This window comes from Pandoraea pulmonicola (assembly GCF_000815105.2).
Taxonomy (GTDB): domain Bacteria; phylum Pseudomonadota; class Gammaproteobacteria; order Burkholderiales; family Burkholderiaceae; genus Pandoraea; species Pandoraea pulmonicola.
In genome coordinates, this window is the sequence record NZ_CP010310.2 from 5,410,305 (window position 1) to 5,423,056 (window position 12,752).

17 protein-coding genes are annotated in these 12,752 nt (G+C 63.4%); 2 read left to right on the top strand and 15 right to left on the bottom strand.

What is annotated here, in order from left to right:
* Positions 1 to 14: 14 nt before the first annotated feature.
* The gene (locus RO07_RS23300; protein ID WP_039406217.1) at positions 15 to 1,400 is read right to left on the bottom strand and encodes a cytochrome b; all 1,386 of its coding nucleotides are present in this window, start codon (positions 1,398 to 1,400) and stop codon (positions 15 to 17) included.
* Between the two features lie 2 nt (positions 1,401 to 1,402).
* The gene (gene petA / locus RO07_RS23305) at positions 1,403 to 2,017 is read right to left on the bottom strand and encodes a ubiquinol-cytochrome c reductase iron-sulfur subunit (protein ID WP_039406219.1); all 615 of its coding nucleotides are present in this window, start codon (positions 2,015 to 2,017) and stop codon (positions 1,403 to 1,405) included.
* A gap of 419 nt (positions 2,018 to 2,436) precedes the next feature.
* Between petA and mscL the strand changes: the two genes are divergently transcribed.
* Entirely contained in the window at positions 2,437 to 2,883 is a 447-nt protein-coding gene (gene mscL, locus RO07_RS23310; protein WP_039406221.1) for a large conductance mechanosensitive channel protein MscL, read from the top strand.
* A 71-nt stretch (positions 2,884 to 2,954) separates the two neighbouring features.
* Here the strand turns inward: mscL and RO07_RS23315 are convergent, their stop codons facing one another.
* A complete protein-coding gene (locus RO07_RS23315) occupies positions 2,955 to 3,704 on the bottom strand; it encodes a Nif3-like dinuclear metal center hexameric protein (RefSeq protein ID WP_039406223.1) in 750 nt (249 codons plus the stop codon).
* A 19-nt stretch (positions 3,705 to 3,723) separates the two neighbouring features.
* Between RO07_RS23315 and RO07_RS23320 the strand changes: the two genes are divergently transcribed.
* The gene (locus RO07_RS23320) at positions 3,724 to 4,941 is read left to right on the top strand and encodes a Do family serine endopeptidase (RefSeq protein WP_039406225.1); all 1,218 of its coding nucleotides are present in this window, start codon (positions 3,724 to 3,726) and stop codon (positions 4,939 to 4,941) included.
* A 318-nt stretch (positions 4,942 to 5,259) separates the two neighbouring features.
* Here RO07_RS23320 and tatC read toward each other — a convergent pair whose 3' ends face one another.
* The 12 genes from tatC to hisB all read right to left on the bottom strand — a co-directional run bounded on the left by tatC (position 5,260) and on the right by hisB (position 12,742).
* Positions 5,260 to 6,048, bottom strand: coding sequence for a twin-arginine translocase subunit TatC (gene tatC / locus RO07_RS23325; RefSeq protein ID WP_052266842.1), 789 nt, complete (start codon positions 6,046 to 6,048; stop codon positions 5,260 to 5,262).
* A 62-nt stretch (positions 6,049 to 6,110) separates the two neighbouring features.
* Positions 6,111 to 6,647, bottom strand: coding sequence for a Sec-independent protein translocase protein TatB (tatB, locus tag RO07_RS23330; protein ID WP_039406227.1), 537 nt, complete (start codon positions 6,645 to 6,647; stop codon positions 6,111 to 6,113).
* 12 nt (positions 6,648 to 6,659) lie between these two features.
* Positions 6,660 to 6,905, bottom strand: a complete 246-nt coding sequence (gene tatA, locus RO07_RS23335) for a Sec-independent protein translocase subunit TatA (protein ID WP_039406229.1) — start codon at positions 6,903 to 6,905, stop codon at positions 6,660 to 6,662.
* A 303-nt stretch (positions 6,906 to 7,208) separates the two neighbouring features.
* Positions 7,209 to 7,583 carry a histidine triad nucleotide-binding protein gene (locus RO07_RS23340; protein ID WP_039406231.1) on the bottom strand — a complete coding sequence of 125 codons (375 nt, stop codon included), beginning with the start codon at positions 7,581 to 7,583 and terminating at the stop codon, positions 7,209 to 7,211.
* 53 nt (positions 7,584 to 7,636) lie between these two features.
* The gene (locus tag RO07_RS23345) at positions 7,637 to 8,059 is read right to left on the bottom strand and encodes a DUF4870 family protein (protein ID WP_039406234.1); all 423 of its coding nucleotides are present in this window, start codon (positions 8,057 to 8,059) and stop codon (positions 7,637 to 7,639) included.
* A 157-nt stretch (positions 8,060 to 8,216) separates the two neighbouring features.
* Positions 8,217 to 8,573 carry a phosphoribosyl-ATP diphosphatase gene (locus tag RO07_RS23350; protein ID WP_039413465.1) on the bottom strand — a complete coding sequence of 119 codons (357 nt, stop codon included), beginning with the start codon at positions 8,571 to 8,573 and terminating at the stop codon, positions 8,217 to 8,219.
* 5 nt (positions 8,574 to 8,578) lie between these two features.
* Positions 8,579 to 8,977: a phosphoribosyl-AMP cyclohydrolase gene (gene hisI / locus RO07_RS23355; protein ID WP_039406235.1), complete on the bottom strand. Its 399-nt coding sequence runs from the start codon at positions 8,975 to 8,977 to the stop codon at positions 8,579 to 8,581.
* 17 nt (positions 8,978 to 8,994) lie between these two features.
* On the bottom strand, positions 8,995 to 9,768 hold the full coding sequence (gene hisF / locus RO07_RS23360) for an imidazole glycerol phosphate synthase subunit HisF (protein WP_039406237.1): 774 nt from the start codon (positions 9,766 to 9,768) through the stop codon (positions 8,995 to 8,997).
* A gap of 38 nt (positions 9,769 to 9,806) precedes the next feature.
* The gene (gene hisA / locus RO07_RS23365) at positions 9,807 to 10,556 is read right to left on the bottom strand and encodes a 1-(5-phosphoribosyl)-5-[(5-phosphoribosylamino)methylideneamino]imidazole-4-carboxamide isomerase (RefSeq protein WP_039406239.1); all 750 of its coding nucleotides are present in this window, start codon (positions 10,554 to 10,556) and stop codon (positions 9,807 to 9,809) included.
* 193 nt (positions 10,557 to 10,749) lie between these two features.
* On the bottom strand, positions 10,750 to 11,388 hold the full coding sequence (gene hisH / locus RO07_RS23370) for an imidazole glycerol phosphate synthase subunit HisH (RefSeq protein ID WP_039406240.1): 639 nt from the start codon (positions 11,386 to 11,388) through the stop codon (positions 10,750 to 10,752).
* Positions 11,385 to 12,011 carry a MarC family protein gene (locus RO07_RS23375; protein ID WP_039406243.1) on the bottom strand — a complete coding sequence of 209 codons (627 nt, stop codon included), beginning with the start codon at positions 12,009 to 12,011 and terminating at the stop codon, positions 11,385 to 11,387. Before RO07_RS23375 ends, hisH begins: the two co-directional genes overlap by 4 nt.
* Positions 12,012 to 12,154: 143 nt before the next feature.
* Positions 12,155 to 12,742 (bottom strand): imidazoleglycerol-phosphate dehydratase HisB, encoded by a 588-nt coding sequence (hisB, locus tag RO07_RS23380; protein ID WP_039375162.1) that lies wholly within the window; start codon positions 12,740 to 12,742, stop codon positions 12,155 to 12,157.
* Positions 12,743 to 12,752 lie beyond the last annotated feature (10 nt).

Genomic DNA, 12,752 nt, shown 5'->3' on the forward strand with positions numbered 1-12,752 from the left:
TCGATTCAGTGCGCTCAATGCGCCGCAAAAGTCACGCGATCCGGCACCGGCTTGAACGTGCCCCGTTTGCTCCAGAGCGGCATCAGCCAGAAGAATCCGAAGTAATACAGCGCGCCGACCTGCGAGATCGCGGTCTTCACCGGGGTCGGCTCCTGAATCCCCAAATACCCCAGCACCGCGAAAACGACGACGAGAATACCCAACAGCACCTTGTGGAAACCCGGACGGTAGCGAATCGACTTCACCGGGCTCTTGTCCAGCCACGGCAGGAAGAACAGCGTCACCACCGCGCCGCCCATCACCACCACGCCCCAGAACTTGGCTTCGGTCAGATACATGGCGAGCAACAGCAGCACCACACCGCCCGACGCCGCCACCTTCGTGGTCACGGCCGCCTTGCCCTTGATCCACCATACCGCCGTGACGATCACCGCCAGCGCCATCAGCACATGCTTGAAGTCGTCGGTCGTGGCACGCAGCATCGAATAGAACGGCGTGAAATACCACACCGGCGCAATGTGCGGCGGTGTCTTGAGCGGATCGGACGGCACGAAGTTGTTCGCTTCGAGGAAATACCCACCCATCGTCGGCGCAAAGAACACGATCGCCGAGAACACCATCAGGAACACACCCACGCCCATGATGTCGTGCACGGTGTAGTACGGATGGAACGGAATCCCGTCGAGCGGCCGGCCGTTGGCGTCCTTCTTGTCCTTGATCTCCACGCCGTCGGGATTGTTCGAGCCGACTTCATGCAGCGCAATGATGTGCGCCACGATCAGGCCGATCAGCACCAGCGGAATGGCGATCACGTGGAAGGCGAAGAAGCGGTTCAGCGTGGCGTCCGACACCACGTAGTCGCCGCGAATCCACAGCGACAGGTCCGGACCGATGAACGGAATCGCCGAGAACAGGTTCACGATCACCTGCGCGCCCCAGTACGACATCTGCCCCCAGGGCAGCAGATAGCCCATGAACGCTTCGGCCATCAGGCACAGGAAAATCAGGCAGCCGAACACCCAGACCAGCTCGCGCGGCTTGCGGTACGAGCCGTAGAGCAGCCCGCGGAACATGTGCAGATACACCACGACGAAGAACATCGAGGCGCCCGTCGAGTGCATGTAGCGAATCAGCCAGCCCCACGGCACCTCGCGCATGATGTACTCGACCGAGGCGAACGCGAGGTTGGCGTCGGGCTTGTAGTTCATCACCAGGAAAATGCCGGTGAGGATCTGGATCACCAGCACCAGCATGGCCAGCGATCCGAAGAAATACCAGAAGTTGAAGTTCTTGGGCGCGTAATACTCGGCGGCGTGATCCTTCCACAGCTGCGTCAGCGGAAACCGACGATCGATCCAGCCCAGCAAGCCCGTCGTGTCGACCTGTTTGTCGGCGGCCATGATTACGCTTCTCCTTTTTCGTCTTTACCGATCACGATCTTGGTGTCGTTCACGAACATGAAACGGGGAACGTCGAGATTCAGTGGCGCCGGCTTGTTCTTGAACACGCGGCCCGACATATCGTAGGTGGAACCGTGGCACGGGCACAGAAAGCCCGGATCCTTGCCCAGCGCGGGGATCGCGTTCGCCTGGTAAGGGCCGGAAGGAATGCAGCCGAGGTGGGTGCAGATGCCGACCACGACGAGCACGTCCTTGTGCTCGGCACGCGCGCGATACGCGTTCTTGCAGTATTCGGGCATCGGGTAGGAAAACGTTCCCTTGGAGTCCGGATCGGCCAGCTCGGACGTCACTTTGGACAGCGAAGCCATCTCCTCGGGAGTGCGGCGCACGATCCACACGGGCAAGCCGCGCCACGCCACGGTCATCTTCTCACCGGGCTTGAGATTGCTGATGTCGGCCTCGACTGGCGCCCCGCCCGCCTTGGCGCGCTCCGAGGGTTCGAGGGAACTGACGAAAGGAACCAGAGTTACAACGCCGCCCACGCCTCCAGCTACGGACGTTGCAATCAGCAGATTCCGGCGGCTACTGTCGACGGCCTTTTCTTGATTGTCACTCATCACAAGCCCCACACGGTTGAATTTGTATTTCCGTCAACCTTAAATCATACGCGAGCGTAAATGCCTGAAACAACGGCAAAACACCTCAGTCTCCTAGTGGTTTTCGCGTATTTTCAAAGGATTGACGTACCCTGCGTGTGGCCGACGGCCACCCGGGGTTTCGTTTCTGGGATGCTGCTCGAGAACCGCTATGATCGCCGCTTTCGTTGACGCGTGCACGACATTTAGTCATCATTTTCCCTGTCTCGTCCCGGTGACACCTGGCGGGACTGTGGCAAGCGCGTGACATCGACCCGATGCCACCTATGCCGTTGCCCTTTCAGCCCGCCGGTGTCTGCCGGTAACAATCAATGCCAATTCGTGAGGGCTGGTGCAGCAATGCTGTCCCCGGCGACTCATCAAAACAGCGGAGGAATGGCATGAGCTTCATGTCGGAATTCAAGGAATTTGCCGTCAAGGGCAATGTGATCGATCTGGCCGTCGGTGTGATCATCGGCGGCGCCTTCGGCAAGATCGTCGACTCGGTCGTCAAAGACCTCATCATGCCGGTCGTCGGCGCCATCTTCGGCGGCCTCGACTTCTCGAACAAGTTCATTCTTCTCGGCCCGATCCCCCCCGACTTCAAAGGCAACCCCACGTCCTATGCCGACCTGACCAAGGCCGGCGTAGCCGCCTTCGGTTACGGCAACTTCGTCACCGTCGCCCTCAACTTCCTGATCCTGGCCTTCATCATTTTCGTGATGGTCAAGCAGATCAACCGCCTCAAGCGCACGGCTCCCGAAGCCCCGGCGGCGCCGGCGCCCACCCCGGAAGACATTGTTTTGCTGCGCGAAATTCGCGATAGCCTCAAGAAGCAGAACGGCTGACTCACCCCCGTTCGTCGTCTCCTGCCGGGGTGCTCCAGCCCCCGGTCCCGCCCAGGCCGGTCCGTGAGAAATCAGACCGGATTCGGGATGTCGAAGAACCGATGCTCGAGCCCAAAGCGATCGGCGAGATGTTCGCCCAGCGCCTTGGCCCCCCACCGCTCGGTCGCGTGGTGCCCCGCCGCCAGATACCCTACGCCGCTCTCGCGTGCCAGATGGGTGGTCGGTTCGGACACTTCGCCGCTGATGTAGACGTCCGCCCCGGCTGCGATGGCCGACTCGAAGAAGCCCTGCGCCCCACCGGTACACCATGCCACGCGGCGCACCTCACGGTCCGGCTCGCCCAGCATCAACGGCGCACGACCCAGTCGGGCTTCGACATGCGCGGCCAGCGCGGCGAGGGTCGTCGGCTTCGCCGGCGCCCCCAGCCATCCGAGTTGATCGGGGCCAAACCGCCCGCCATCGTCGGTGAATCCAAGCAATTTGCCCAGTTGCGCGTTGTTGCCGAACTCGGGATGGGCGTCCAGCGGTAGATGGAACGCAAACAGGTTGATGTCGTTGCCGATCAACACACCGAGACGGCGTCGCTTCATCCCGGAAATGCGGGCATCCTCGTTTTTCCAGAAATAGCCGTGGTGGACGAGGACGGCGTCGGCACCCCAATCGCGGGCGGCTTCGAGAAATGCCAGGCTGGCGGTCACGCCACTGGCGATTTTCCGGACCTCCGCACGGCCTTCGACCTGTAGGCCATTCGGGCAGTAATCGCGAAATTGCCCGATTTGCAGGGTATCGTTCAGATACAATTCCAGTTCAACACGATTCATTATAAGGCCTCGCTCTTTCATGCTCAGACGCTTCTGGCTACTGTTCGCGCAAGCGGTCACCGTGCTGCTTGCGTTGCTCTTCATCATCGCCACCCTCAAGCCACAGTGGCTGCAACGCCAGGGTTCGTTCGGCAAGCAACTCGCCAATCCGATCATCGCATTGCAGGAAGTCGCCCCCAGCCTGTCCGACAAGCCGGCGGCCGGCTCGTACGCCGATGGCGCGCAAAAGGCCATGCCTGCGGTCGTCAGCATTTTTTCCAGCAAGGAGCAAAAGCAGAACCGCGACCCGCGCCTCGATGATCCGCTGTTCCGCTACTTCTTCGGCGACGGCGGTGGCACGGTGCGGCAAGACCCGGTGTCGAGCCTCGGCTCGGGCGTGATCGTGAGCAGCGAAGGCTATATTCTCACGAATCACCACGTGGTGGACGGTGCCGACGAGATCGAAGTCGCCCTCGCCGACGGCCGCAAGGCCCGCGCCAAGCTGGTCGGCAGCGATCCCGAGACGGATCTGGCTGTGCTCAAGATCACCCTCGACAATCTGCCCGCCATCACCCTCGGGCGCATGGAACAGGTACGCGTGGGCGATGTGGTGCTCGCCATCGGCAACCCGTTCGGCGTCGGCCAAACGGTCACCATGGGCATCATCAGTGCGCTCGGTCGCAACCACCTCGACATCAGCACGTTCGAGAACTTCATTCAGACGGACGCCGCGATCAACCCCGGCAACTCGGGCGGTGCGCTCGTCGACGTGAACGGCAACCTGCTCGGCATCAATACGGCGATCTACTCGCGCAGCGGCGGCAACATGGGCATCGGGTTCGCCATTCCGGTGTCGACAGCGCGCACCGTGCTCGAGAGCATCATCACCACAGGCACGGTCACGCGCGGCTGGGTCGGCGTGGAGCCGCAGGACATCACGTCGGACATCGCCGAGTCGTTCGGGCTGCAGCAGGACTCCGGCGTGATCATCGCCGGCGTGGTGCAGGGCGGCCCGGCCGACAAGGCCGGCGTGCAGCCGGGCGACATCCTCACGAAGGTCGACGGCGACTCGATCCGCGATACGACCGAACTGCTCAACGTCATCGCGCAGATCAAGCCGGGCACGCAGGCCAAGCTGCATGTCACCCGCAAGAAGAAGGAAATCGATCTGATGGTGACGATCGGCAAGCGCCCGCCGCCACCCAAGCGGCCAGTGCAGGAGGAAGACGACGGCAGCGACGACAACAGCAGCGATTGACCGTCTTCTTCCCCTTATCTTCCCTCAGATTGGCAAGGAAAAACGGCTGCGCTTCGGCGCGGCCGTTTTATTTGGGATGACGCCGCCGGTGCGTCACGCCGACGGAGTGGTGGAGGGATTCAGGCCACTTCCGGGCCACGCGTTGTTGACCCCTTGGCCGTTCATTGACGCCGTTTGGCGCCCGTTAACGAAAAATGCACGGGACATCGCCCGTGCATTTCCCCATTCGGCCACCCGCCTTGCCAACCTGGCCCGCCCACCACCTCAAGCATTGGGCCTCCGTCAACCGCCCACAGTGCCGGCAAGGCCCGCGTTCGCTTACGGCGTCGCCTCGCCGTTCTGCTCGCTCTCGTCCGGCGCCTTGCCTTGCTTGACGAACAAACGCGCCGCAATCAGCCCCAGTTCGTAGAGGATGCACAGCGGAACCGCGAGCATCAGCTGCGAAAGGACGTCGGGCGGCGTCACCACGGCGGCCAGCACGAACGCGCCAACCACCACGTACGGACGCACCTGCTTGAGCTTCTCGATGCTCACGACGCCCATGCGCGCTAGCACGACCACCACGACCGGCACCTCGAACGTCACCCCGAAACATAGGAACATGGTCAGGACGAAACTCAGGTAGTTGTCGATATCGGTGTTCATCTCCGCGCCAAGTGGCGCGTTGTAGTGCGCGATGAAGTGGAAAACCGTCGGAAAGACGAGGAAGTAGGCAAACGCCATCCCGATGAGAAACAGCGTGTAGCTGCTCACGACCAGCGGCATGACAAGCTTCTTTTCGTGCTGGTACAGCCCCGGCGCCACGAACGCCCACGCCTGATAGAGCACGATGGGCAACGCGATCACGAACGCCACCATCAGCGTGACCTTCATCGGCACGAAGAACGAACCGGTGATGTCGGTGACGATGAGCTTGCCGTCGGCCGGCAGCGATTGCATCAGGGGGCGGGCGAGCAGCCGGAAGATGTCCGGCGCCCAGTAGACGAGCGAAAGGAACACTACGATCACCGAGGCGCCCGCGCGAATGATGCGGTTGCGCAACTCGATCAGATGCGAGATGAAAGTCTCTTCGGTGCCCCCCGCGGGGATTTGCTTCTCGTCGCTCACGTCGACTTATCCAGGAATGAGGCCGCTTACCGTGATGGCGTGCAGTGCGGTGCGCGGCAACCTCAGAAGAACTTGACCGGCCGGCGCAGCTTGGCCGGCGTATGACGCGCCACACGCGCCGCCCCCGACTGCACCCGCGTGCGCGTTGCGCTGGCCTGCTTGAACCACACGGGCGTTGCCGCGCGTCGCACGCGCCAGTTGCGGCGCTTGGCGGACGCACGATAGCCGGAACTCACCACCGGCTCGGCGAGGTAGCTGTCGGAATACCCGGTCGCCGCATCGGTACCGCCACCGTCGGTTGTCGACGTGCCCGTCGCACTCGCCCAGGCGTCGTTCAACGACGCCTCCTGCTCGTGCAACTGCTTCTGAATGGTGTTCTGCGCGTTGCGGGCGGCGTCCTCGAACTCGCTGCGCATGTTGCGCAGCTCGTCGAGCTCCATCTCGCGGCTCACCTCGGCCTTGACGTCGTTGATGTAACGCTGTGCGCGGCCGAAGAGCGCGCCCGCCGTACGAGCCACCTTGGGCAAACGCTCGGGACCGATCACGACCAGCGCCACGACGCCGATCAACATCAGTTTGGAAAGGCCGAGATCGATCATGTCGACGCGAACTTAGCCTTGCTTGTGATTGCTGGCGTCCTTGGCCTGCACATCGATGGTGGTCGAATCGCGCAGTTCCTTGGCGCTCGCCGGGTCTTCCTTGGCGCCGGGGGCGCCTTCGCCCTCCTTCATGCCGTCCTTGAAGCCCTTGACCGCACCGCCCAGATCGCTACCGATATTGCGCAGCTTCTTGGTGCCGAAAACCATCATCACGATCACCAGCACGATCAGCCAGTGCCAAATACTCAACGAACCCATGACCACTCTCCTTGCGTTTCCTACCCCGGTCGCTTTTCGCCGGGATCTTGTCGAGCCCACATGCCCGCGGAACGGCTGTGCGCCATTTCTGCCCCCGTGTCCGCAGCAACATGCCCCATTGTGGCACATCGTGCGTCACGTCCAGCATCGTAACCGCGCCGGACGCCGGGTAGAAATAAATGTTTTGCGAAACCATTCCCTATGCGTAACGAATGCGTCCCCGGTGCGACCGGCGCGGCGATTCGTCACGCCCGTCGGCACCGTCGCGCTGGTCATTCCGCCAACACCGGCACCCGTCTGGCCTTACATGCGCTTCCAAGGCCGCGGCCCGGCCAGAATATGCATGTGCAGATGATAAACCTCCTGCCCACCGCCCGGCCCGGTGTTGGTCACGACGCGAAAGCCGTTGCCATCGCCCCTCTGAGTATCCCCATCGAAGCGATAACCCTGCTCGGCGGCCACCTTGGGCGCCAGCAGCATCATCTTGCCGAGCAGCGCCTGGTCCTCGGGCTGGCAGTCCTGCAGCGTGGCGATGTGCTTGCGCGGCACCATGAGCAAATGGAGATCGGCCGCCGGGTTGATGTCCTTGAACACCACCACGTCGTCGTCGGCATAGACCTGTGCGCTCGGGATCTGCCCGGCGATGATCTTGCAGAAGATACAGTTTTCGTGCGTCATGCGTGTGTCTTCCTCTCGAATTCCCGAATGAGTCTGCGCAGCGTCCGTCGTCCTCAGACACGCGCGGCGTACATGGGCTTGTTGTCGTTCAGATAGAGCCAGCCCTTCACGATGCGATACAGCGTCCAGATGCCGAGCACCCACAGTATCGCGAAACCGACCATCACCACGGCCAGCGCCACGCCGAGCACGCCCCAGAGCACCAACCACCAGAAGGTGCGGATCTGCCACGTGAAGTGCGAGGCGTAGAGCGTACCGACGGTGTCGTCGCGCTTGATGTAGTTGACGATGATCGCCACGATGGCGGTCACGCCGCCCGTGAGCCAGAACAGGGCATAGAGCGCGTAGAGCACGTGCGTGAGCTTGCGCAGCGCGCGCTCCTGCTCGGCGCTGGGGACCGTTGCGACGTAGGGATTGTCGGTACTGCCCGGGGAGCCGGCGGAACGGGTCGAGCCGGGGATCTGCGGATCGTTCATGAAACGTCTCCTCGTGTAAGCCGGCGCGGCATTTCGGCAAAGTTGGCCGGAGTGAAAAACATGGGCATCGTGACGGCAGTGCGGCGAGTTCGGCGGCGGCGGGGTAATCGGCACGATCGCGGCGATGTCGGCGCCCGCCCTGCACCGCTCGTGCGCATCAGTCGGCGTGTTCGCCGCGCGTGCCGCGCTGCGCCTTCTCCACGAGCCCGGAGAGCCCTTCGCGACGCGCCAGCTCGGCGAGGACTTCATCGGGACTGAGGTCGTGGTGGGCGAGCAGCACCATGCAGTGAAACCAGAGATCGGCGGTTTCGTTGACGAGCTTCTGGCGCAGGTCGGCAGCGCCGCCGATGCGAATATCCTTCGCCGCGAGCACCACCTCGGTGGCCTCTTCGCCGATCTTCTTGCAGATGGCGTCGTCGCCCTTGTGGAACAGGCGGGCGACGTACGACTTGTCGGGATCGCCGCCCTTGCGCGAGGCGATCACTTCGGCAACACGCGCGAGCGTATCGTTCATGGCGGTCACTTGTAGATCTTGTGCGGGTCCTTGAGCACCGGCTCGACGGTGGCCCAACGGCCATCCTCGGCGCTGCCCTCGAACTTCTGGAAGAAACAGGAATGGCGGCCGGTGTGGCACGCAATGCCATCGATCTGCTCGACCTTGAGCAGCACCACGTCCTCATCGCAATCCAGACGGATCTCGTGCACCTTCTGCACGTGTCCCGACTCCTCGCCCTTGTGCCACAGACGCTTGCGCGAGCGCGAGTAGTAGACGGCTTCGCCCGTCTCGACCGTGCGCACGAGCGCGTCGCGGTTCATCCAGGCGAACATCAGCACGTCGTTGCTGCCGACTTCCTGCGCGATCACGGGCACGAGGCCCTGCGCGTCCCAACTCACCTTGTCCAGCCAGTCTTGCGTCATGATGCTTCGATTCCCGTTCAGAGCCGCACCGAAATGCCCTTGTCGGCCATGAAGCGCTTGGCCTCGCCGACGGTGTGCTCGCCGTAGTGGAAGATGCTCGCGGCGAGAACGGCGTCGGCGTGGCCTTCGGTCACACCGTTGGCCAGATCGGCCAGCGACCCGACGCCGCCCGAGGCGATGACGGGAATGCTCACGGCGTCCGACACGGCGCGCGTGAGCGCCAGGTCAAAGCCGCTCTTCGTGCCGTCGCGATCCATGCTGGTGAGCAGGATCTCGCCCGCGCCGAGCGCTTCGATCCGACGCGCCCATTCCACGGCGTCCAGGCCGGTGCCCTTGCGTCCGCCGTGCGTGAAGACTTCCCAGCGCGGCGCTTCGCCGTCGGCCGAGACGCGCTTGGCGTCGATCGCCACGACGATGCACTGCGAGCCGTACTTGGCGGCCGCGTCGGCAACCAGTTGCGGATTCGCCACGGCCGACGAGTTCATGCTGACCTTGTCCGCACCGGCATTGAGCAGGCGGCGCACGTCGGCCACCTCGCGGACCCCGCCGCCCACGGTGAGCGGGATGAACACCTGCGCGGCCACCGCCTCGATGATCGGCAGGATGAGGTCGCGTCCGTCGGAGGTCGCCGTGATGTCGAGGAACGTCAGTTCGTCGGCGCCCTGCTCGTCGTAACGGCGGGCGATCTCGACGGGGTCGCCCGCGTCGCGAAGTTCGACGAAGTTGACGCCCTTGACCACGCGGCCGGCCGTCACGTCCAGACACGGGATGATGCGTTTAGCGAGAGCCATGATGTTGGCACGCGAGACGGCCGCAGCCGCGATCCCGCTTATGCCGCTCCTTCGGAAAGCTCGTCCGCGCGCGTTTGCGCCGACGAGAAGTTCAGGTCGCCCGAGTAGATCGCCCGGCCGCAGATGACGCCCTCGATGCCCTCGTTCTCGACCTTGCACAGCGCGTCGATGTCGCCCAGATTCGACAGGCCGCCGCTGGCGATCACCGGCACGCTCACCGACTGCGCAAGGCGCACGGTGGCGTCGATATTGATGCCCTGCAGCATGCCGTCGCGGCCGATATCGGTGTAGATGATCGACTCGATGCCGTAGTCCTCGAACTTGCGCGCCAGATCCACGACTTCGTGGCCGCTCAGCTTGCTCCAGCCGTCGGTGGCGACCTTGCCGTCCTTGGCGTCGAGACCCACGATGATATGACCGCCGAACGCGCTGCAGGCGTCCTTCAGGAAGCCCGGATCCTTCACCGCCGCCGTACCGATGATCACGTACGACAGGCCGTCGTCCAGATAGCGTTCGATGGTGTTCAGGTCGCGAATGCCGCCGCCCAGTTGCACCGGGATATCGGCACCGACTTCCTGGATGATCGAGCGGATGGCCGCTTCGTTGCGCGGCTTGCCGACGAATGCGCCGTTCAGGTCCACCAGGTGGAGGCGGCGCGCACCTTGCTCGACCCAGTGTCGGGCCATTGCCGCGGGGTCCTCCGAGAATACGGTGGCTTGATCCATGTCGCCTTGTTTGAGGCGCACACATTGACCGTCTTTAAGGTCGATGGCCGGGATGAGCAGCATAGGCAATCGTGAAACGTCGCTAGTGGAAAGTAAAAGAAATACGCAATTTACGCGGACAACACGAAACCGACCCCAGCCCTGCCGGGCGACGGCACGTCGGGATCGGATTCATCAACATGACACACAGTATAAGCGGTGGCAGGGAGTACGCTCTGGGAGACGCCCCGGGCGCCGATGCGCCGCTCGGGGATGATCAGGGCTTCCACTGCGCAAAGTTGCGATAAAGGGCAAGACCCGCCTGGGCGCTCTTTTCCGGGTGGAACTGGGTGGCGAAGATATTATCTTTAGCCACTGCACAGGTAAAGGGCACGCCGTAGACCGTCTCGCCGGCGGTCAATTCGGGCTTCGCGGGCACGACGTAATAGCTATGCACGAAATAGAAGTAGCTGTCGTCGGCCACACCCGCCCAAATCGGGTGGGACCGGGTCTGACGCACGCGGTTCCAGCCCATTTGCGGGACTTTGAAGCGCGAACCGTCGTCCTGCACCTGGCCGTCGAGCTCGAAGCGCACCACGCGCCCCGGCAGCAGACCGAGTGCCGGCGTGTTGCCTTCTTCCGACAGGTCGAACAGCATCTGCTCGCCCACGCACACGCCGAACATCGGCTTCGTTGCGGCCGCCTCGAGCACCGCCTCGCGCAGCCCCGATTCGTTCAGGCAGCCCATGCAGTCGCGCATCGCGCCCTGTCCCGGCAGCACCACGCGATCGGCGGCGCGAATCTCGGCGGCGTCGCTGCTGATGCTCACGTCGGCCTCCGGCGCGGCCGCACGCAGCGCCTGGTAGACCGAGCGCAGGTTGCCCATCCCGTAGTCGACAATCGCAATCTTGTTCATCTCAAACCCGGCAGCAGTATTTTCAAACCATCGATAATGAATTCCACGGCCAGCGCCGAGAGGATCAACCCCATCAGGCGCGTGCCGATATTGATGCCCGTGCGTCCGAGCCAGCCTTCGATACGCCCGGCGCTGCGCAGCGCCACCCAGCACACCGCACCCACGCCCACTCCGATCGCCACGAGCGCCAGAATCTGCGCCCAGCCATGCGCGCGGCCCGAGTAGATGATCACGGTACTGATCGTGCCCGGCCCGGTGAGCAGCGGAATCGCCAGTGGCACCACGGCGATGTTCGGCCGCTCCTCCGCCTCGTGACGCTCTTCGGCCGTCGCCCGCGTGTTGCCGGTCTGGGCGTTGATCATGTTGACGGCCATGAGCAGCATGATCACCCCGCCGCCGACTTCCAGCGACGCGATCGAAATGCCGAAGAACCGGATGATCGACTCGCCGAACAGGCCCGATCCCGCCACGACCAGCGCCACGGCAATGGCCGCAACGTTGATCGTATGGCGCTTCTCCTCGCGCGTCTGCGTGGACGTCAGGCTGATGAACAGCGGGATCGCACCCAGCGGGTTGATCAGCGCCAGCAGCGAGATGAAAAACTTGAAGGCATCAAGCGTCATAGGGCGTCATAAGGGCGTCGTCGGGACGTCATGGGGCCGCATGGCGCCGGCATCCGGCCGGCCGATGATGCGTCTCGCAGGGCGCCGGCAACCACACCGGCGGGCTATTCGGCAATCGGCGGGCACCGCCCGCCCATCTCGCGTTACAGGCTGCCCTTCGTGGACGGCACCACACCCGCGGCGCGCGGGTCGATCTCGACGGCCATGCGCAGCGCGCGACCAAACGCCTTGAACACCGTTTCGCACTGGTGATGGGCGTTGATGCCGCGCAAGTTGTCGATGTGGAGCGTCACGCCCGCGTGGTTGACGAACCCGCGGAAGAATTCGATGGTCAGGTCGACGTCGAAGTTGCCCACGCGAGCGCGCGTGAACGGCACGTGAAATTCGAGGCCCGGACGACCCGAGAAGTCGATCACCACACGCGAGAGCGCCTCGTCGAGCGGCACATAGCTGTGACCGTAGCGCACGATGCCCTTCCTGTCGCCAATGGCCTTGGCAACGGCCATGCCCAGCGTGATACCGACGTCTTCCACCGTGTGATGGTCGTCGATGAAGGTGTCGCCCTTGGCTTCGACTTCCATGTCGATGAGGCCGTGGCGCGCGATCTGGTCGAGCATGTGGTCCAGAAACGGCACGCCGGTATCGAGCGTCTTCCGGCCGGTGCCGTCCAGGTCGATCTTGACGCGTATTTGCGTTTCGCTGGTATCGCGAACGACTTCCGCAATGCGCATGATGGTGAGT